Raw genomic sequence first — 21,041 nt, 5'->3', positions numbered from 1 at the left:
ACCTGAGAGCATCGAGCAACCGCGCTCTCAGCGTCTGCAGGTTCCCGCGCGGAACCGTGGAAGGGCCACGCAGGCTCGTTGACCACACCTGCACTAAAGGAGAAGCAGAAATGGCAAAGCGCTCGAAGGCATACCGCGCCGCAGCAGAAAAGATTGCGGACGGCGTGCTCTACACCCCCGCGGAGGCAATGCGCCTCGCGAAGGAAACGTCGGTGACGAAGTTTGACGCAACCGTTGAGGTTGTGTTCCGTCTCGGCGTGGATCCGCGTAAGGCGGATCAGATGGTTCGCGGTACCGTGAGCCTGCCCAATGGCACCGGCAAGACCGCCCGGGTGATCGTCTTCGCCCAGGGCGAGCGGGCCCAGCAGGCGATCGAAGCTGGCGCGGACGAAGTTGGCAGCGACGAACTCATTGAACGCGTTGCCGGCGGCTGGACCGATTTCGATTCGGCTGTGGCCACCCCGGATATGATGGGCAAGGTCGGTCGCCTCGGCCGCGTGCTCGGCCCCCGTGGTCTCATGCCGAACCCCAAGACCGGCACCGTTACCATGGACGTGGCGAAGGCTGTCAGCGATATTAAGGGCGGCCGTATCGAATTCCGCGTGGACAAGAACTCCAACTTGCCCTTCATCATCGGCAACACTTCCTTCACCGAGCAGCAGCTCCTGGAGAACTACGCTGCCGCTTACGAAGAGATCATGCGTCTCAAGCCGTCCTCCTCGAAGGGCCGCTACATTCTCAAGGCCACCGTGTCCACCACGATGGGCCCGGGTATTCCGATTGACGCTGCCAAGACTCGCGCCGAAGCCTAAGGTAGAGCTGCGGGCTCGGCAGTAATGCTGTATCGCGAAAGGCGGGGATCCTCAGGGGTCTCCGCCTTTCGCGTTTTTTCTTGTCGTAACCGTGCTTTAGGCTAGATCCGTGACTTCCCATCCGCATGTACGTGACACATTGCTCGCCTGCCTCCTCATGGCGCTCTGCCTGGGGTGGGCGGCCTGGGCCTTCGCGCACAACCCGTCCATCAATCCCGTGGGGGAGTGGACCTACCTGGACTACTCCCTCAAAGCCTCCCACGGCAGCATTCCCGCTCCCGGGGATGTGATGGCCCCGCAGGCACGTCAAGCTTGGGCCTGTCACGCCCCGGCGGGCACGGCCATCACCCCGCCTCCCTGCGCGGCATGGGATCAGGTGGCCCCCGCGGAGTGGCCCTATCGTGCGGAAAACTACAATGCTTTCCACCCGCCGCTGTATTTTTTGGTCGACGGCGCCATCGCACGCCTGGCCGGTATGGCGGGACTGAGCTTTCTCACGGGGGCGCGCCTGGGTTCGGCCGTGCTGGTGGCTGTCGGCGTGGGGCTCTTCTATGCCGCACTGCGCGCGTGGCGGTTGAGCCCGGCGGTGTCCTTCGCCGCGGCGCTTTTCTTCCTGGCGGTGCCCTCGGTGGCGGCAAGTGCCACCATGGTGCATAACGATGCCGTTGGTCCGCTGGCCGGTGCGGCCGCGGTCTGGCTGAGCGCGCGCATCGTGGTGGGGAAAAAGACCGGCTGGGTGCTGCCCGCGCTTATAACCGCAGCTATTTGCCTTTCCCGAGTCATTTCCGTTACCGGAGTTCTGGCCGTGCTGGTACCTGTCGCGCTTGCTATCTGCTGGCCGCGAGTGGCCGGATTCGGGCGCGCGGAGCGGCGGCCCCTCGCGGTGTTGCTCGGTACTCAGATTCTCACGGTGGCGGCCTGCTACCTGAGCTGGGATGCAATCCAGGGCGCCCGAACCCCGGAGGGGTATGTGCCCGCTATTAACGCGATTTCCACCTCCCCGGTCAGTGAAGCTAGCACCGGAACCTTGCTTCTCAGCCTCCTCAACCCCTATGGCCTGACTAATCCCGGAGCGAAGTATCACTTCTCTCCGGAGCTCATCTCCGCTCCCACCCAAATCTGGGGGACGGCTGCCTACCTGATATTGCTGGCTGGCCCGCTGCTTGCCCTGGTGCTGGGATTGCGCTCGGTGCGCGGGCGGGTTCTCGGGCTTTCGGGCGCTACCGGGCCCCTTATCGTCGGCGTGGTGGTCCAGGTGCGGGAAATTATCAACGGCGGCCTATATTTCCGTTCCATTCCGCGCCGCTACGGAATCGCCAATGTGGCTGGGGCGCTAGCCGCCATCGCCCACCTCGCTGACCGGCCTATCTGGCGCGGTGTGCTCATGGGTGCGGGGGCGCTGGGTTACCTGTGTATGCTCGCTGGGCCGGTATGGGCCTAGCTGCGCCGTCGTACCTCCTGGCTGCGCCCGTGAGGCAAGCCACGCTACTCGGCCTTGGCGTGGCCGCGCGAAAACGATAGACTATCCGATGCCAAAGACCGCAGGTTCCAACGGGATCAAACTCGCACCGCGAGGCCAGCGCAGGTAAGAACAGAGCTGAATGTTGCCGTGCTCACGGCAGGTCATCCAAGCCCCGTGCCTTACCGCGCGGGGCTTTTTCGTTGCCGATCCTGCGGGTAAGACCGGAAGGAGGCCCCATGGCACGGACCGATAAGTCTGCAGCGATTGCGGAACTCAAGGAGCTCTTCGAGAACTCCACCGCTGTGCTGTTTACTGAGTACCGTGGCCTGACGGTCGGCCAGATGAAAGATCTGCGCCGGTCGTTCCAGGGTGGAGCTGTCTACAAGGTCGCCAAGAACACTCTTCTTGACATCGCCGCGAAGCAGGCCGGAATCGAGGTAGCGGAGGGGACCTTCCAGGGTCCGACCGCCGTTGCTTTCGTTACCGGTGAAGCTCCGGAAGCCGCGAAGGCTCTCAAGACCTTCGCCAAGGAGAACGAAGCCCTTATCCTCAAGGGCGGCGTGATGGACGGCGCTCAGCTGTCCGCAGACGACGTCAAGCAGCTCGCGGAACTCGAATCCCGCGAAGTCCTGCTGGCCAAGTCCGCCGGTGTTCTCAAGGCGCTCATGTACCAGGCAGCGTACGTACTCAACGCGCCGGCCACCAAGGCCGTTCGCACCATCGACGCCTTGCGCGCCAAGCAGGAAGCGGCTGCGTAGCCGCTTCCACCTCGAGATATTACGGATATCGGATATCACGAATATCTCGGAGTTTTCGCGGCTCGGCATACGCGTCGCGGAGCGGCCCTCAGCCGCGCACCCAGTTAGATCTGCCGGCCAGGTAAGTCTGCCGGCCAGATAGAGATCTGCTCGCTAGAGCGGAAAGGAAGGCCATCATGGCTAAGCTCTCGACCGAAGAGCTCATTGCAGCTTTCAAGGAGCTCACCCTCGTTGAGCTCAACGATTTCGTCAAGGCGTTCGAAGAGGAATTCGACGTTGAAGCCGCGGCTCCCGTTGCCGCCGTTGCCGCTCCGGCCGCTGCCGGTGGCGACGCCGGTGCCGCCACCGAAGAAAAGTCCGACTTCGATGTTGTCCTCGAAGCCGCTGGCGACAAGAAGGTTGCGGTCATCAAGGAAGTCCGCGCACTCACCTCCCTCGGCCTCAAGGAAGCCAAGGACCTCGTGGACTCGGCCCCCAAGGCCGTCCTCGAAGGTGTGGACAAGGATACCGCCGACAAGGCCAAGGAAGCCCTCGAGGGCGCCGGCGCCACCGTTACCCTCAAGTAACACGGCACGCCGAGTCATTCGGCTTATCGGCTGAGCAATCAGCCGGCGGGGCGCGAGCTTTGTGCTCGCGCCCCGTTTTACAAGCGGATACGCCCCGGCGTATCCGCTTGTTTGTGTATACGCTCCCACGTGAAGTTTCTCGACATCGCGGAGAGCGCGGCCTACCCACTCACAAAGTGCAACTGCAACTACATTAAGAAATCGTTTTGATGTCGTGGGGTTGCATCCTGTGGGCCCCGCTGTTGTGGGGTTGCATCCTGTGGGGTGTGGTGTTGTGGTGTTGCATCCTGTAGGCCCGGCGGCCGCGCCCGCGGCTAGCCCTTCGAAGAAAGCTCTCGACTACACTGGCACGGGTGAGCCTGGAAACAGATCCGGGTACTAGGTCGCGTACTAGGCCGGATACGAAGCCGGATACGAAGCCGGATACGAAGCCAGATACGAAGCCCGATCCGAAACTTGATCTGAAGCCGGGTGCGAGCCTGAAGAAGACAACGAAGACTAACGCGAAGACGAACGTGAAAATGACGCAGGAAACGACGACGAATCACAACCCCGAATCACGCCCAAACCAGAGCTCAATGCAGAACCCAATGCAGAGCTCAACGCAGAACCCAATGCAGAGCTCAACGCAGAACCCAATGCAGAACCCTACGCAGAGCTCGAAAAACAGCTCGAACCCGAGTTCGAGTGCAGCCCTGAGCTGGCGTCCGCTCACCCCGGGTGATATCCCTGCCTGGGCCGCACTGGGCGCGGCGGATCCTTCGCTGCTCCATTCGGACACCGAGCGCGATCTGCGCGATTTCCTCTCCAATCCGGAGGTTGATCCGGCCACCGAAACCCTCGCGCTCTACCGCGGGGAGCACCTCCTTGCCGGCGCTACGGTGTCCATTATGGGCGACGTCGACCAAGATGATGACTTGGATATTTATATCGGTTATGCCTGCCCGGACCTCACGTACCTCCCGGAGCTTCTCAGCCGGTGCGAGGAACTTGCCACCGGGCTTGCCGAGCGCTCCGAAATTCGCTATTCCGGACTGTCGGTGCAGGTGGCGCGTGACGATGACGCATCGGAAACGAACGCGGCGCTGGGGGAGCTCGGCTATCACCCCACCCGTAAGTACGAGGTAATGCGCCGCCCGGCCGCCGAACTTCCTGCCACTCACATAGCTGGAGTTAGCTTCCGCGCCCCCACGCTTGCCGACGAAGAACCGCTGCGCCTCGCCCATGCCGAAGCTTTCCATGACCATTACGGGCGTTATGATTACGACGCCGCATCCTGGCACTCCTTCCTCACCGGGTGGCGCATGCGTCTGGACTGCTCAGTCGTGGCGCACAGCGAAGAAACCGGTGCTGTGGTGGGCTATGCGCTGGCGAATGACTACGGCACGGAGCTGTACATCGAATACCTCGGATCTTTGCGCGCGGTGCGCGGGCGCGGAGTGGGTGGCCAGCTCGTGGATCGTGTTATTACGAACGCGGCGCGGGCCGGGTATGCCACCGTCGGATTGGACGTGGATACCCATAGCTCCACCGGAGCCGGCCGACTCTACGTTGCGCACGGTTTCGAAGGATACTGCGCTGAAGTGACCCTGGAAAAACGCTTGCGTTAGCGGAAAGTGACCACGCGGGGCCGCGGCGTCGTCGTGCTGGTGGAGGGGTGCGTTGAGCTGCCTCGACGCGCCCGCACTTGCATGTACGCCATTCTTGTGCGAAAGTACTTTCGGACGATGAAGTTCGGATGAGATACCGGTACCACCGCGCGCTGGTATCCCTATATGTGACCCCTCGCATAGGCCGGGGGCCTTGGTTCTTGCCGTTAAAACGTGTAGTGTAGAAACTTGCGTTGACACTCCTATGCCCTTGATCACCTCCGCAGCGCTTTTTGGCGTGATATCGCGGTTTTCGGTGAGGGTGACTGGATTGTCCTTCTGCCAGATTCGTCAGGGAAGGATCCACTTTGGCTGCTTCGCGCACATACTCGCTCGCTGCATCTAACGGCAAGCCGGTTGTTGACCGCGTATCTTTCGCGAAAATCCATGAACCACTGCAAGTGCCGAATTTGCTCGGCCTCCAGACCGATAGCTTCGGGTGGCTGATCGGCTCGGATAAATGGGTCGCGGAAAACCCCGGTGCTCAGTCCGGGCTCGAAGAAATCTTCGAAGAAATTTCTCCGATCGAAAACGCCGCGCAAACCATGGGCCTGGTGCTCTCCGCCCCGCATCTCGAGGAACCGAAGTATTCCATCCTCGAATGCCGCGAACGTGATCTCACCTATTCGGCGCCCCTGTACGTCACCGCGGAATTCCAGAACTACGAAACGGGTGAAATCAAGTCGCAGACCACCTTCATTGGTGATTTCCCGCTCATGACGGATCGCGGCACTTTCATCGTTAACGGTACCGAGCGCGTGGTTGTGTCCCAGCTGGTGCGTTCTCCGGGTGTGTACTTCGAACGCACCGCGGATAAGACCTCCGATAAGGACATTTACAACACCAAGGTGATCCCTTCGCGCGGCGCCTGGCTCGAATTCGAAATCGACAAGCGTGACGCGGTGGGCGTGCGTGTGGATCGCAAGCGTAAGCAGTCGGTCACCGTATTCCTCAAGGCCCTGGGCATGACGGAATCGGAAATTCGCGAAACCTTCTCCGAATTCCCCATCCTCATCGACACCCTGGAAAAGGACACCGTCCACAACCAGGAAGAAGCCCTCCAGGATCTGTACCGCAAGCTCCGCCCGGGTGAACCGCCCACGGCGGAAGCGGGCCGCACCTTGCTCAATAACTTCTACTTCAACCCCAAGCGCTATGACACCGCGAAGGTGGGGCGCTACAAGATCAATAAGAAGCTGGGCCTGCCGGAAGATAACACCGCACGCCAGCTCACGCTCACGGATATCACCGCCGCGCTGCGCTACCTCCTCGCCCTCCACCAGGGCATGGACCGCATGGGGGAGGATGGCGAATTCCCGACCATCCTCTGCGCCGAAGGTGCCACCCCGGTGCGCGTGAGCACCGACGATATCGACAACTTCTCCAACCGGCGCGTGCGCGCTGTTGGTGAGCTCATCCAAAACCAGGTGCGCACCGGTTTGGCGCGCCTGGATCGGATGGTGCGCGAACGCATGACCACTCAGGAAGTGGAAGCGATTACGCCCTCCTCGCTCATCAACATCCGCCCGATCGTCGCCGCGATTAAGGAATTCTTCGGAACATCCCAGCTCTCGCAGTTCATGGATCAGAACAACCCGCTTGCGGGCCTGACCCACAAGCGCCGCCTGTCGGCCCTGGGCCCGGGCGGTCTGTCCCGTGATCGTGCCGGCATGGAAGTGCGCGACGTGCACCCCTCGCACTACGGGCGCATGTGCCCCATCGAAACGCCGGAAGGCCCGAACATCGGCCTCATCGGTTCGCTGGCATCCTTCGCGCAGATCAATTCCTTCGGCTTCATCGAAACGCCCTACCGGCGCGTGGTCGATGGTCGGGTCACGAATGAGATCGATTATCTCCAGGCCGGCGACGAAGACAACCACAATATCGCACAGGCCGAAGCACCTATTGATGCGGACGGCCACTTCCTGGAAGAAGAAGCGCTCGTGCGCGTTCCGGGTGGCGAGCCGGCTCTCGTTCCGGTAGACGAAATTGATTACATGGACGTGTCCGCGCGCCAGATGGTTTCCATCGGTACCGGCATGATTCCCTTCCTCGAGCACGACGACGCCAACCGCGCCCTTATGGGTGCGAATATGCAGCGCCAGGCTGTGCCGCTGATCCGCCCGGTTTCCCCGTACGTGGGTACCGGCTGGGAGATGCGCTGCGCGGTTGACTCCGGTGACGTGACGGTGGCTGCGGCCCCCGGCGTGGTCACCGAAGTGGACGCCGATGCCGTGCACGTCGAGCAGGACGACGGGCGCCATGTCATCTACAAGATGTCCAAGTTCGAGCGTTCCAACCCCGGTAACTGCATCAACCAGCGCGTGGTGGTCTCCGCCGGGGATCGCCTGGAGGCGGGCACTCTTATTGCCGACGGCGCAGCTACCGAAGGTGGCGAACTTGCGCTGGGGCAGAACTTGCTCGTGGCTTTCATGTCCTGGAATGGCTACAACTACGAAGACGCCATCATCCTCTCCGAGCGCTGCGTGCGCGATGACCTCCTCACCTCGATTCACATCGAGGAACACGAGGTTGATGCGCGCGATACCAAGCTCGGCCCCGAGGAAATCACTCGCGATATCCCCAATGTGTCCGAGGAAATGCTCTCGCATCTCGATGACCACGGGATTATTCGTATCGGTGCGGAAGTGCGCGCCGGCGATATTATCGTGGGCAAGATTACCCCCAAGGGTGAAACGGAGCTCACCAGCGAAGAGCGCCTGCTGCGCGCCATCTTCGGGGAAAAGGCCAAGGAAGTTCGCGATACCTCGCTGCGCGTCCCGCACGGCGAATCCGGCATCGTTATCGATATCCGCCAGTTCGACAAGGAAAATAACGACGAACTTCCCTCGGATGTCAACGAAACCGTTCGCGTTTACATTGCCCAGCGCCGCAAGATCACGGTGGGCGATAAGATGGCCGGCCGCCACGGAAATAAGGGCGTTATCTCCCGCATTCTTCCGGTGGAAGATATGCCTTTCATGGAAGATGGCACCCCGGTTGATATCATCCTCAACCCGCTGGGCGTTCCCGGCCGCATGAACCTCGGTCAGGTTTACGAATTGCACCTGGGTTGGGTGGCTTCCCGCGGTTGGGATGCCAGCGCCGCCCGCGAAGCGGGTGAAGAATGGGCCCTGCGCCTTCCGGAAGATACCGTCAAGGCCGCCCCGGGCACCCGGGTTGCCACTCCGGTATTCGACGGTCTGCAGGCCGATGAGCTGGATGGGCTGCTGCAGTCCACCCTGCCCGACGCGGAAGGCCACACCCTGGTCAATCGCTTCGGCAAGGCTCGCCTTTTCGATGGACGTACCGGCGATCCCTTCCCGGATCCGGTCTCGGTTGGCTACATGTACATGCTCAAGCTGCATCACCTTGTGGATGATAAGATCCACGCCCGCTCCACGGGTCCGTACTCGATGGTGACCCAGCAGCCGCTTGGTGGTAAGGCACAATTCGGTGGCCAGCGCTTCGGTGAAATGGAAGTGTGGGCCCTGGAAGCTTACGGTGCCGCGCACACCCTGCAGGAAATGCTCACGATCAAGTCCGACGACACCGTGGGCCGCGTCAAGGTGTACGAAGCCATCGTCAAGGGCGATAACGTCCCCGAAGCTGGTATTCCGGAATCCTTCAAGGTTCTCATGCAGGAAATGCGGTCGCTGTGCCTGAACGTGGCAGCTCTTGACGCCTCCGGGCAGGTCATTGACCTCCAGGATGCGGAAGAAGATCGTATGCGCGCTGCGGCCGGCCCGGAGGAGCCCGTGCTGCAGACCGGTCTGGAGGATCTGTCCACCGGAGCCGACTTCTAAACTCTCAAATCTTCTTAGTGGCGCACAACATCGGAAGTAGGAATCTTGCTCGACGTTAATCGTTTTGACCAGCTCCACATTGGTCTGGCAACCTCGGATGATATCCGTGCCTGGTCGCACGGTGAGGTGAAGAAGCCGGAAACTATCAACTACCGCACCCTCAAGCCGGAAAAGGACGGCCTGTTCGGTGAACAGATCTTCGGGCCCACCCGCGATTGGGAATGTGCCTGCGGTAAGTACAAGCGGCCGCGGTTCAAGGGTATTGTCTGCGAACGCTGCGGCGTGGAAGTCACCCGCTCGAAGGTGCGGCGCGAACGGATGGGCCATATTGAGCTCGCCGCTCCCGTCACCCATATTTGGTACTTCAAGGGCGTGCCTTCGCGCCTGGGCTACCTCCTGGACGTGGCCCCCAAGGACCTCGAAAAGGTCATCTACTTCGCCGCCTATATGGTGACCGAAGTTGATGAAGAGGCGCGCCGCGCGGATATGCCCACCCTCCAGTCTGAATACGAACTGGAGCGCCGCGCCCTGGAAAAGAACCGGGATGTCACCCTCGAAACCCGCCAGCAGGAGCTCGAAAAGGAGCTCGCGCAGGCGGAAGAAGATGGTGCCACCGATTCCCAGAAGCAGAAGATCAAGCGCCAGGCTGATAACGATCTCGCTAAGATCCGCAAGAATACGGATCGTGAACTCGAGCGCCTGGAAACCATGTGGGATCGCTTCACCAAGCTCAAGGTGGGGGACCTGGAAGGCGACGAAGATCTCTACCGGGAAATGGACGCGCACTACGGCGACTATTTCAAGGCCGCGCGCGGTGCGGAAGCGATCCAGGCTCGGCTGCGCTCTTTCGACCTGCAGGCCGAACACGACCGCCTCGTTGAGATCATCGAATCGGGTACCGCTCAGCGCAAGGCTCGCGCCCTCAAGCGCATCAAGGTGGTTAACGCTTTCCTGCACTCGGATACCAAGCCCGAATCGATGGTGCTTGATGCGCTGCCGGTGATCCCGCCGGATCTGCGCCCCATGGTGCAGCTGGACGGTGGCCGTTTCGCGACCTCCGATCTCAACGACCTCTACCGCCGTGTGATCAACCGGAATAACCGCCTCAAGCGCATGCTTGACCTGGGTGCTCCGGAGATCATGGTCAATAACGAAAAGCGCATGCTCCAGGAATCCGTGGACGCGCTCTTCGATAACGGCCGGCGCGGGCGCCCGGTGCAGGGTGCCGGCAACCGTCCCCTCAAGTCGCTCTCCGATATGCTCAAGGGCAAGCAGGGCCGCTTCCGCCAGAACCTCCTGGGTAAGCGCGTGGATTACTCGGGCCGCTCCGTGATCGTGGTGGGCCCGACCATGAAGCTGCACCAGTGCGGGCTGCCGCGCGTCATGGCTCTCGAGCTCTTCAAGCCCTTCGTGCAAAAGCGCCTCGTGGACCTGGAAATCGCCAAGAATATCAAGGCATCCAAGCGTTTTATCGACCGCCAGCGCCCCGAGGTGTGGGACGTCCTCGAAGAGGTTATGCGCGAACACCCGGTGCTCCTCAACCGCGCCCCAACCCTGCACCGCCTGGGTATTCAGGCGTTTGAGCCGCTCATGATTGAAGGCAAGGCTATCCGCCTGCACCCGCTGGTGTGCTCCGCTTTCAACGCAGACTTCGACGGCGACCAGATGGCTGTACACCTCCCGCTCTCCGTGGAGGCCCAGGCCGAGGCCCGCATCCTCATGCTCTCCTCGAATAACATCCTCAAGCCTTCTGACGGGCGCCCCGTGACCATGCCTTCGCAGGACATGGTTATCGGGCTGTTCTACCTGACATCTCAGGTCGACGGCGCCACCGGGGAAGGCCGATCCTTCACCTCCATTGATGAAGCGCGGATGGCCTATGACATGGGCAGTCTCGATCTCAATGCCAAGGTTAAGATCCGTTTCGAAGCGGATGTTGTTCCCCCGCGCGGCTGGAAGGCTCCGGAGAACTTCGAAGAAGGGGATCGGCTGCTGCTGGAAACCACCCTGGGCCGCGCGATCTTCAATGATTCGCTCCCCGTGGACTTCCCCTACGTCAACGAGACGGTCGACAAGAAGGTGCTGGGCGGCATCGTCAATCGGCTGGCCGAACGCTACGAAAAGGTCTACGTAGCTGCCTCGCTGGACGCCCTGAAGTCCGCCGGTTTCTACTGGGCCGGGCGCTCCGGCGCCACCATTGCGGTATCGGACGTCGTCGTACCCGAATCGAAGCCGGAAATTTTGGCGGAAGCCGAAAAGAAGGCCGCGGTTATCGAAAACCAGTTCCTCACCGGTCGTATCGAGGACGAGGATCGCCGTCGCGACCTCGTGGATCTCTGGTCCGAAGTCACGGACGCGATCGCCGTGGAGATGCGTGAAAACTTCACCGCGGATAACACCGTGAACCGCATGGTGTCCTCCGGGGCGCGCGGTAACTGGGAACAGGTTCGTCAGATTGCCGGTATGCGCGGTCTGGTTGCTGACCCGAAGGGAGCGATTATTCCCCGCCCGATTACCTCGAATTACCGCGAGGGCCTCTCGGTTCTCGAATACTTCGTGGCGACCCACGGTGCCCGCAAGGGCCTGGCGGATACCGCGTTGCGTACCGCCGACTCCGGGTACCTTACCCGCCGTCTCGTGGACGTGGCGCAGGATGTTATCGTGCGCGAATCCGATTGCGGGACCAGTCGCGGCCTGCTGAAGACCATCGCAGAAAAGGGCGCGGACGGCACTCTCGTTCCCGATCCGCAGCTGGATACCTCGGTGTACGCTCGCACGCTGGCCAAGGATGTAGTTTCCGACGACGGCGAAGTGTTGGCGGCGGCCGGAACCGATCTGGGCGATGCGATTATCGAACACCTCATCGAGAACGGTGTCACTCAGGTATCGGTGCGTTCGGTGCTGACCTGCCAGTCGCGTACCGGCACCTGCGCCAAGTGCTACGGCCGCTCCATGGCCACCGGCAAGCTCGTTGATATTGGCGAGGCCGTGGGTATCGTGGCCGCTCAGTCCATTGGTGAACCGGGTACCCAGCTGACGATGCGTACCTTCCACACCGGTGGTTCGGCCTCCGCGGACGACATCACCCAGGGTCTTCCCCGTGTGCAGGAACTCTTCGAAGCCCGTACCCCGAAGGGTGAGGCACCGATCGCGGAAGCGGCCGGGCACCTCCAGATCGAGGACGGGGAACGCGTGCGTCGCCTCATTATTCAGCGCGACGACGGCGAAGAAGACCTTGTCTACCAGGTCGCCAAGCGAGCCAAGCTCTTCGTCCCCGAAGGTGGCCACGTCAATGTGGGCCAGCAGCTCGTGGAAGGCAGTGTCGACCCCAAGAAGGTGCTGCGTATTTCCGGCCGTCGGGTGGCTCAGGAACATATCGTTTCCGAAGTGCAGGCCGTGTACCGCTCCCAGGGTGTGGAAATCCACGATAAGCACATTGAGGTTATTGTGCGCCAGATGCTGCGCCGTATTACCGTGCTGGAAGCGGGAACCACGAAACTGCTGCCGGGCGAATTGGTGGACGTGGCGCGCTTTGAAGATGAGAACCGCGCGGCGATGGCCGAAGGCGGCAAGCCCGCCTCCGGGCGCCCGGAGCTTATGGGTATTACCAAGGCCTCCCTGGCTACGGATTCCTGGCTCTCGGCTGCCTCCTTCCAGGAGACCACCCGCGTCCTCACCGAGGCCGCGCTCAATTCCAAGTCCGATCCGCTCGAGGGTCTGAAGGAAAACGTTATCCTCGGTAAGCTCATCCCGGCCGGTACCGGTCTGGAGACGATGCGCTCGGCCAAGATCGAACCGACTGCCGAAGCTCGGGTGGAGTTCGAAAAGAACAACGGCTTTGCCGCCACCGATTTCGACATGTTCGATGACACCTTCCCGTATACCGACTTCCAAGAGTTCGATCTCGGAGCCGGCTACGGAATGTTCTCCTAAACAAGTTCCCCGGTAGCGGGGGAGTTCCCAGCGGGGCGGCCACGGTGTGGCCGCCCCGCTGCGGCGTCGTCGTACAAAGAAGAGCCGGGACGGGCCCGCAACCCGTGTGTTTCCTAACACCTCAGCCCGCGAAGCTTTGACGGCTCCTCGTGTTAACCGCTATTCTTGTTTAGGTTGCCTGTTTGCGGGTCTGTTGTGGCGGCCTCCGGCCGTCCCGTAATGAGCGGTGTGCGTTCGGGCAGATTTGGCAAACGTTATAATATTCATCTGTCTATCAGGAGAAGTAGTGCCTACAATTCAGCAGCTGGTCCGCGAGGGCCGCGCGAAGAAGAAGCGCGCTCCTAAGCGCCCGGCGCTTAAGGGGAGCCCCCAGCGTCGTGGGGTGTGCACCCGCGTGTTCACCACCACCCCCAAGAAACCGAACTCTGCGCTCCGTAAGGTTGCCCGTGTTCGCCTGTCCTCCGGCATCGAAGTGACGGCGTACATTCCCGGTGAAGGTCACAACCTGCAGGAACACTCCATCGTGCTCGTTCGCGGCGGTGGCGTGAAGGACCTCCCCGGTGTGCGGTACAAGATTGTCCGCGGCGCCCTTGACACCCAGGGCGTGAAGAGCCGCAATCAGGCTCGCTCCCGTTACGGCGCCAAGAAGGAGAAGAAGTAATGCCTCGTAAGGGTCCGGTTAAGAAGCGTCCGCTGGTCAGCGATCCGGTTTACAATTCTCAGCTGGTGACTCAGCTGGTCAACCGCGTCCTCGTGGATGGCAAGAAGTCCCTGGCGCAGTCCATCGTCTACGGTGCGATGGAAGGCGTGGCGGAAAAGTCCGGGCAGGATGCCCTGGCGGTTCTCAAGCGCGCTATGGATAACATTCGTCCGCAGCTGGAAGTGCGTTCCCGCCGTGTTGGTGGTGCCACCTACCAGGTGCCGGTGGAAGTCAAGGCTGGCCGTTCCACGGCCCTTGGCCTGCGCTGGCTGGTGGAATTCGCGCGCCAGCGTCGCGAAAACACCATGACGGAACGTCTCCTCAACGAAATCCTCGATGCCTCCAACGGCCTTGGTGGCGCTGTCAAGCGCCGCGAGGATACCCACCGCATGGCGGAAGCCAATAAGGCCTTCGCCCACTACCGCTGGTAATCACCAGGGTTATCTGACCCGCGAGATAGAAGAGAGCGAAAAGTGGCACAAGAAGTGCTTACGGACCTTTCCAAGGTTCGCAATATCGGCATCATGGCGCACATCGATGCCGGCAAGACAACGACCACCGAACGCATCCTGCTCTACACCGGCATTAACCACAAGCTGGGTGAAACCCATGACGGCGCATCGACGACCGACTGGATGGAACAGGAAAAGGAACGCGGCATTACGATTACGTCCGCCGCGGTCACCGCGTTCTGGAAGGGTACGCAGTTCAATATCATCGACACCCCCGGCCACGTTGATTTCACCGTGGAAGTGGAGCGGTCCCTGCGCGTGCTGGACGGCGCCATCGCGGTGTTCGACGGTAAGGAAGGCGTGGAGCCGCAGTCCGAAACGGTGTGGCGCCAGGCTGATAAGTACCACGTGCCGCGTATTTGCCTCATCAACAAGATGGATAAGTTGGGGGCCAACTTCGACTTCTCCGTCCAGACCATTCGGGATCGCCTCAGCGCTCACCCGACGGTCATCACCTTCCCGATCGGTGCGGAAAATGACTTCTCCGGTGTGGTGGACGTTCTCAAGATGAAGGCGATCCGCTTCCCCGAAAAGGACGCTCAGGGTAATGACACCTGGGGCGCCGTGGTGGTGGAAGAGGAGATCCCGGCGGAACTCCAGGCCAAGGCGGAAGAACTGCGCATGGCCGCTATGGAAGATGCCGCGGAAGCTTCCGATGAACTCATGGAGAAGTACCTTGAGGACGGCGAGCTGAGCACCGAGGATATGATCAAGGGTCTGCGTATCCGCACGATCGCCTCGGAAATCTACCCCGTGTACGCCGGTTCGGCCTACAAGAACAAGGGTATCCAGCCCGCGCTGGACGGCGTGGTGCACTTCCTGCCCGCCCCGATTGACGTTCCCGCTATCAAGGGCTTCAAGCCGGGTCACGAAGAAGACGGTGAAACCGAAGAACGCCACCCGAGCGAGAACGAACCGTTCTCCGCGCTGGCTTTCAAGATTGCGGTGCATCCCTTCTACGGCAAGCTCACCTACATCCGCGTGTACTCCGGTAAGGTCTCGGCCGGCACCCAGGTGCTCAATTCGGTCAAGGGCCGCAAGGAGCGCGTGGGCAAGATGTTCCAGATGCACTCCAATAAGGAAAACCCTGTTGAAGAAGCGCATGCCGGGCATATTTACGCGTTCATTGGGCTGAAGGACACCACCACCGGTGATACCCTCTGCGCCCAGGACGCCCCGATTATTCTTGAGTCCATGTCCTTCCCGGAGCCCGTGATTCACGTGGCCATCGAGCCGAAGTCGAAGGGCGACCAAGAAAAGCTTTCCGTGGCTATTCAGAAGCTCGCGGAAGAGGATCCGACCTTCACGGTTCGTCAGGATGAGGAAACCGGCCAGACCGTTATCGGCGGTATGGGCGAACTCCACCTCGACATCCTCGTCGACCGTATGAAGCGTGAGTTCAAGGTTGATGCGAACGTCGGTGCTCCGATGGTTGCCTACCGCGAGACGATCCGCAAGAAGGTCGATAGCGTCGAATACACCCATAAGAAGCAGACGGGTGGTTCGGGCCAGTTCGCACGTGTCATCGTGACGTTTGAGCCGCTTGACTCCAACGAAGACGGCGACACCTACGAATTTGTCAACGCCGTGACCGGTGGTCGCGTTCCGCGTGAATACATCCCGTCTGTCGATCAGGGTATCCAGGAAGCCATGCAGAATGGTGTCCTCGCCGGGTTCCCGGTGGTGGGCGTCAAGGCCACCCTGGAAGACGGCGCTTATCACGACGTCGACTCCTCGGAGCTGGCGTTCAAGATCGCGGGTAACCAGGTGTTCAAGGAAGGCGCACGTCGCGCCAACCCGGTGCTCCTGGAACCCATCATGGACGTGGAAGTCCGCACCCCGGAAGAGTACATGGGCGACGTTATCGGCGACCTGAACTCCCGGCGCGGTATGATCAAGTCCATGGAGGATGCGACGGGCGTCAAGATCGTGCGTGCCAACGTGCCGCTGAGCGAAATGTTCGGCTACGTTGGTGACCTGCGGTCGAAGACCCAGGGGCGCGCGGTGTATTCCATGCAGATGGATTCCTACGCCGAAGTCCCGAAGGCCGTTGCGGAACAGATCATCGCGGAATCTCGTGGTGAATAGTCGCCGGTTTCGTTTACAATAGGTAACTGTTCGGAACAGACCGGATTATGCGCGAGCATCATCCACATAGCTGTAAGTAATTTCTAGAGTCCCAGGAGGGCCCAGTGGCGAAGGCCAAGTACGATAAGTCCAAGCCGCATATGAACATTGGCACCATCGGTCACGTCGATCACGGAAAGACGACCACGACCGCTGCGATCACCAAGGTTCTGTCGGATAAGTACCCGGATCTGAACGAGTACACCCCGTTCGATCAGGTTGACAACGCTCCCGAAGAGCGCCAGCGCGGTATTACCATCAACGTGTCCCACGTGGAATACCAGACCGAGAAGCGTCACTACGCACACGTTGACGCCCCCGGCCACGCGGACTACATCAAGAACATGATTACCGGTGCGGCCCAGATGGACGGCGCGATCCTCGTGGTTGCGGCGACCGACGGCCCGATGGCCCAGACCCGTGAGCACGTGCTGCTCGCCCGTCAGGTGGGCGTGCCCCAGATCATCGTTGCTCTCAACAAGTCCGATATGGTTGACGACGAAGAGCTGCTCGAACTGGTGGAAATGGAAGTTCGCGAACTTCTCTCCTCCCAGGATTACCCGGGCGATGACCTCCCGGTCGTGAAGATCTCCGCTCTCAAGGCGCTGGAAGGCGATCCGAAGTGGGTTGCTTCCATCGAAGAGCTCATGGATCAGGTGGACAACTACTTCGAGGATCCGGTGCGTGACACCGACAAGCCGTTCCTCATGCCAATTGAGGACGTCTTCACCATTACCGGCCGTGGCACCGTGGTCACCGGTCGTGTGGAGCGCGGTATCCTCAACCTCAACGAGGAAGTGGAAATTCTCGGTATCCGCGATACCCAGAAGACCACCGTTACCGGTATCGAAATGTTCCACAAGCAGATGGATTACGCCGAAGCTGGCGAAAACTGCGGTCTGCTGCTCCGCGGCACCAAGCGTGAAGATGTTGAGCGCGGCCAGGTTGTGGCCAAGCCCGGCACCATCACCCCGCACACCCAGTTCGAAGCTCAGGTCTACGTGCTGAAGAAGGAAGAAGGCGGCCGTCACAACCCGTTCTTCTCCAACTACCGCCCGCAGTTCTACTTCCGCACCACGGACGTCACCGGCGTCATCACGCTGCCCGAAGGCACCGAGATGGTCATGCCCGGCGACAACACCGAGATGTCGGTTGAGCTCATCCAGCCCATCGCCATGGAAGAAGGCCTCGGCTTCGCTATTCGCGAGGGCGGCCACACCGTTGGTTCAGGGCGCGTCACCAAGATCATCAAGTAACTTGATGCATCGGCGCGAGGCTACCCGGCCACCGGGTAACTGAGCAAAACGTCCGCCGCGAGGCGGGAAGGGACCCTAGCATTGCGCTAGGGTCCCTTTGTATTTGCACGACGACGCAGAACTTGGCAGAGTGGCGCTATGGCTCTCGAGGATGTGTATAGAAAAATCGGGTTTCTCGCTAATACGGCGGGCGGCGGGGCTCGGGCGGAAAACGCAATCGCGGTAGCCGCGGTCCCGGCGGCGCCGGCCGCGGTGCTCTGGGATATGGACGGCACCCTGGTGGATTCGGAAGAAGAATGGGCCCGGGTATCGGGGAATGTGGTGCGTGCCCACGGCGGAATCTGGACGGATGAAGATATCGTGGCTATCCGCGGGGCGGATACCATCGCGCACGGACGGCGCATGATGGATGCGGTGCGCCGCGGCGGGGGAGAGGTGGACCCCTGGAAGATGTTTGCCGAGGTGCTGCGCGCCATGGCCGATCACATGGCAGATGCCCAGCTTATTGACGGTGCGGGGGCGCTTCTCGATGCTTTTTCCGCGGCGGGTATCCCGCAGGCTCTTGTGACGGCTACCCCGGGCCGCCCCGTGGAGATCTTCCTCGCCGGTCCGGGCAGCCGGTTGGAAGCTGCGGTTACCGGGGACGATGATGTCCCCGGTAAACCGAATCCCGCTCCCTACCTCCTGGGTGCTGAGCGCCTAGGCGTTGCTATTGAGAACTGCCTCGCTTTCGAGGATTCCGGGCCCGGATTAGCCGCGGCTCGCAGCGCCGGCGCTTTCACCGTGGATGTGGGGGAGTTCCCCCTGGTTGAACTAGCGGCCTTACTTTAGCCAGTGCGCTGATGAGTTCCTGGCCACATCTGGTGGCGCAGTCGAGGCCGGCAGCGCAGCTAGAGCGCCGCTAGAAGGACGTGATGACTACGCGGCCAATGCCGGCGTGGTGCTCGGCCATCGCCTGATAGGTCGCATCGATATCATCGAGGCTAATCTCGGTGGCGACAAGGTCATCGAGATGGAGGCGGCCCTGTTGGTAGAACTCTACGTACTGGGGAATATCCGTCTTGATATCGGTATTCCCCATGTACACCGCGTGGATATGGCGCCGGTGCACGAAGAATTCGTTGAGCGGATTGATCGTCCACTCCATCTCGGGCTTAAAGACCCCCGCCACGTACACGTCCCCACCCTGCCGGGTTGCCGCGATGGCCGTTTCCATCGTGGGTACGATGCCGAGCGCCTCGAAGGACTTATCGACCCCGCGCCCATCAGTAGCCGCGAAAATCTGCTCGATAGCGTTCGGATCACCCGCGTTGACGAAATGGGTCATCCCAAATCTCTTCCCGAATTCTTCCTTCTCCGGGTTGGTATCCACCCCGATAATCCGCCCGGCCCCGGCAATGCGGGCGCCGTTGACGATGCTCAGGCCCACCCCGCCCAAGCCCACCACGGCCACGGTGTCGCCGGGGCGCACCTGCGCGGTGTTAAGAGCGGCGCCCGCGCCGGTAATAACCGCGCAGCCGATCACACAGGCCTGCGGGAACGGCATCTCGGGGTCAATTTTCGCCACCTGGTGTTCGTGTACGAGCGCTTGTTCAGCAAAGCCGGCGATACCGTAGGTCTGGAAAATCGGTTCGCCGTTGCGGCTCAGCCGCGGGGCTTCATCTGGGCCGCGCAGCGTTTCCTCCGGGAATTCGCATTCGTACATACGCGATTCCCGGCAGGCCCGGCAGTGCCCGCAGTATTGGATAAGGGAGGCAACCACGTGGTCTCCGACCTTAATTTCCTTCACGTCCGGGCCGACGGCGGTAACAATACCGGCGGCTTCGTGCCCGAGCACCTGCGGGAAGGGGAACCCGAAATTGGTGGTGGAGAGCGTGAGATCCGAGCGGCACAGGCCGGAGGCCTTGACGTCGAAAAGGACCTCGCGGCCGATGGGTTCGGCAATCTCGATATCTTCGATGGTGAACCCGCCACCCACAGAATTTACTACTGCTGCTTTCACTATGACTCCTTTCCTGAAAGCGAGGAGAGAAACACCGCCGCGGAGATTCCCTCCGGGAGAAGAATCGACTGGATATTGGCGAATTCGCGTACCCCTTCGTAGCCCATCTCGCGCCCGAAGCCGGAGCGCTTGACACCGCCGAATGGCATGCCGGCGGGAACAGCGGGAACCGGGGAGTTAATGGCAACGGTGCCGGTATCTACCCGAGCGGCAACGCGCGCAGCGTGCGCCACGTTCACCGAATGAACCGTTCCGCCCAGCCCGTAGCACGAATCGTTAGCCAGTCGGATTGCTTCTTCTTCCGAGGATACCCGGTAAACACTCCAGACCGGCCCGAAAATTTCCTCGTAGAAGACGGGGTTATCCCGCTCCACGTTTTCCAGAAGCGTCGGCTGCACCCAGGTATCTCCCTCGGGAACAATATGGCCCAGGGGAGTGGCGCTTGCCCCGCCCTCGATAGCCCGCCGGATCTGATCATTGACCGTGGCGGCTTGCTCGCGGGAGGACATGGGCGGCACGGTGGTATCTTCGGCAGCTGGATCCCCGGGTCGCAGCTGCGCGGTGCTCTCTTTGAGCCCGGCCACGAACCTGTCATAGAGAGCATCGGGAACGATCATGCGCTTGGGGGAGGCGCAGACCTGCCCAGCGTTGAAGCACCGGCCCATAATCGCCAGCTGGATGGTGGCCTCAATATCGGCGTCGTCCAAAATAATAAAGGGATCAGAACCGCCCAGTTCCATAACGGATTTCTTCAGGTGCCGGGAAGCGAGCTGTGCGATTTTTGCCCCCGCGGCTTCCGAACCGGTGAGCGTGACAATACGCACCCGATCATCGCTGATGAGCCGCTCCACTTGCGCGTGGGTGGCGTAGAGATTTTGCCATACCCCGCGGGGTAGTCCGGCATCGTAGAGTACGTGAACGATAGCCGCGGCACATTGCGGCAAAATTGACGCGTGCTTGAGAATAACCGTATTTCCGCAGAGCATTGCGGGAGCGAAGCCACGAATGGCCTGGTAGTAGGGGAAGTTCCACGGTTCAATTTCGACGACGACGCCCTCGGGGCGATAAGCAATATAGCCTTCGAAAGGCGCGGCGGTAGAGCTGACCGGGCGCGGAGCTAAAATATTTTCCGCTTCATCAGCGAGCCAGCGCAGCATGGTCGGCACGGTGTTACCCGCTTCCCCGGTGGCTTCTCCGATGAGTTTGCCCATTTCCAGGGTGGCCAGCGCCCCCAGTTCGCTCGCCCGCGACACCCGCGTCGCTACGCGATGTAGATCACTTAACGCCATGCTAAGTGGTGGCGCACCCCGGGGCAAGGGTGGGGAAATGGTGCCGTTGGCGGCCCGTGGGGCTGAGAGATCGAGAGGCGGCGTCGTCGTACTATGGATGTGAAGCGCCTCACGACGTGCGTTTCTTGCGTGAGCTGCGGCCTTTCGGTAAAATTTTTACCCGTGCCGG

At 61.2% G+C, this 21,041-nt stretch carries 14 protein-coding genes; 12 read left to right on the top strand and 2 right to left on the bottom strand.

Annotated features, from left to right (window positions below):
• The first annotated feature begins 110 nt into the window (after window positions 1–110).
• From rplA to QP828_RS00475, 12 genes are all read left to right on the top strand, one after another.
• Entirely contained in the window at window positions 111–812 is a 702-nt protein-coding gene (gene rplA / locus QP828_RS00530; protein WP_126135016.1) for a 50S ribosomal protein L1, read from the top strand.
• A gap of 109 nt (window positions 813–921) precedes the next feature.
• Window positions 922–2,253: a glycosyltransferase family protein gene (locus tag QP828_RS00525; protein ID WP_274732803.1), complete on the top strand. Its 1,332-nt coding sequence runs from the start codon at window positions 922–924 to the stop codon at window positions 2,251–2,253.
• A 257-nt stretch (window positions 2,254–2,510) separates the two neighbouring features.
• On the top strand, window positions 2,511–3,032 hold the full coding sequence (gene rplJ, locus QP828_RS00520; RefSeq protein WP_016443116.1) for a 50S ribosomal protein L10: 522 nt from the start codon (window positions 2,511–2,513) through the stop codon (window positions 3,030–3,032).
• A 176-nt stretch (window positions 3,033–3,208) separates the two neighbouring features.
• A complete protein-coding gene (rplL, locus tag QP828_RS00515; protein WP_274732800.1) occupies window positions 3,209–3,598 on the top strand; it encodes a 50S ribosomal protein L7/L12 in 390 nt (129 codons plus the stop codon).
• 353 nt (window positions 3,599–3,951) lie between these two features.
• Window positions 3,952–5,208, top strand: a complete 1,257-nt coding sequence (locus tag QP828_RS00510; RefSeq protein WP_274732798.1) for a GNAT family N-acetyltransferase — start codon at window positions 3,952–3,954, stop codon at window positions 5,206–5,208.
• 347 nt (window positions 5,209–5,555) lie between these two features.
• On the top strand, window positions 5,556–9,053 hold the full coding sequence (gene rpoB / locus QP828_RS00505; protein ID WP_274732797.1) for a DNA-directed RNA polymerase subunit beta: 3,498 nt from the start codon (window positions 5,556–5,558) through the stop codon (window positions 9,051–9,053).
• Between the two features lie 45 nt (window positions 9,054–9,098).
• The gene (locus QP828_RS00500) at window positions 9,099–12,986 is read left to right on the top strand and encodes a DNA-directed RNA polymerase subunit beta' (protein ID WP_126134684.1); all 3,888 of its coding nucleotides are present in this window, start codon (window positions 9,099–9,101) and stop codon (window positions 12,984–12,986) included.
• Between the two features lie 286 nt (window positions 12,987–13,272).
• Window positions 13,273–13,647: a 30S ribosomal protein S12 gene (gene rpsL / locus QP828_RS00495; protein WP_016443111.1), complete on the top strand. Its 375-nt coding sequence runs from the start codon at window positions 13,273–13,275 to the stop codon at window positions 13,645–13,647.
• Window positions 13,647–14,117 carry a 30S ribosomal protein S7 gene (rpsG, locus tag QP828_RS00490; RefSeq protein ID WP_016443110.1) on the top strand — a complete coding sequence of 157 codons (471 nt, stop codon included), beginning with the start codon at window positions 13,647–13,649 and terminating at the stop codon, window positions 14,115–14,117. Before rpsL ends, rpsG begins: the two co-directional genes overlap by 1 nt.
• A 42-nt stretch (window positions 14,118–14,159) precedes the next feature.
• Entirely contained in the window at window positions 14,160–16,286 is a 2,127-nt protein-coding gene (gene fusA / locus QP828_RS00485; protein ID WP_274732793.1) for an elongation factor G, read from the top strand.
• Between the two features lie 104 nt (window positions 16,287–16,390).
• Window positions 16,391–17,581: an elongation factor Tu gene (gene tuf / locus QP828_RS00480; RefSeq protein ID WP_026428288.1), complete on the top strand. Its 1,191-nt coding sequence runs from the start codon at window positions 16,391–16,393 to the stop codon at window positions 17,579–17,581.
• Between the two features lie 138 nt (window positions 17,582–17,719).
• Complete coding sequence (locus QP828_RS00475) at window positions 17,720–18,412, top strand: HAD family hydrolase (protein ID WP_274736521.1); 693 nt, start codon at window positions 17,720–17,722, stop codon at window positions 18,410–18,412.
• Between the two features lie 70 nt (window positions 18,413–18,482).
• Here the strand turns inward: QP828_RS00475 and QP828_RS00470 are convergent, their stop codons facing one another.
• Together QP828_RS00470 and QP828_RS00465 are read right to left on the bottom strand one after the other, a co-directional pair.
• Window positions 18,483–19,583: a zinc-binding dehydrogenase gene (locus QP828_RS00470; RefSeq protein ID WP_274733338.1), complete on the bottom strand. Its 1,101-nt coding sequence runs from the start codon at window positions 19,581–19,583 to the stop codon at window positions 18,483–18,485.
• Window positions 19,583–20,872: an aldehyde dehydrogenase family protein gene (locus tag QP828_RS00465; RefSeq protein ID WP_274733337.1), complete on the bottom strand. Its 1,290-nt coding sequence runs from the start codon at window positions 20,870–20,872 to the stop codon at window positions 19,583–19,585. The genes QP828_RS00470 and QP828_RS00465 overlap by 1 nt, the downstream gene beginning before the upstream one ends.
• Between the last annotated feature and the right edge of the window lie 169 nt (window positions 20,873–21,041).

The sequence above is a fragment of the Actinotignum sanguinis genome (assembly GCF_030230305.1).
In the GTDB taxonomy this organism is placed as follows: domain Bacteria; phylum Actinomycetota; class Actinomycetes; order Actinomycetales; family Actinomycetaceae; genus Actinotignum; species Actinotignum sanguinis.
Note: the sequence above shows the minus strand (reverse complement) of the source record. Positions and strands in the feature narration are given on the sequence as shown.

Excerpts from the sequence above, each read along its gene's own strand:
- rplA (WP_126135016.1), top strand. The coding sequence starts at position 111 with ATGGCAAAGCGCTCGAAGGCATACCGCGCCGCAGCAGAAAAGATTGCG.
- rplJ (WP_016443116.1), top strand. The coding sequence starts at position 2,511 with ATGGCACGGACCGATAAGTCTGCAGCGATTGCGGAACTCAAGGAGCTC.
- rplL (WP_274732800.1), top strand. The coding sequence starts at position 3,209 with ATGGCTAAGCTCTCGACCGAAGAGCTCATTGCAGCTTTCAAGGAGCTC.
- rpsG (WP_016443110.1), top strand. The coding sequence starts at position 13,647 with ATGCCTCGTAAGGGTCCGGTTAAGAAGCGTCCGCTGGTCAGCGATCCG.
- QP828_RS00475 (WP_274736521.1), top strand. The coding sequence starts at position 17,720 with ATGGCTCTCGAGGATGTGTATAGAAAAATCGGGTTTCTCGCTAATACG.
- QP828_RS00465 (WP_274733337.1), bottom strand. The coding sequence starts at position 20,872 with ATGGCGTTAAGTGATCTACATCGCGTAGCGACGCGGGTGTCGCGGGCG.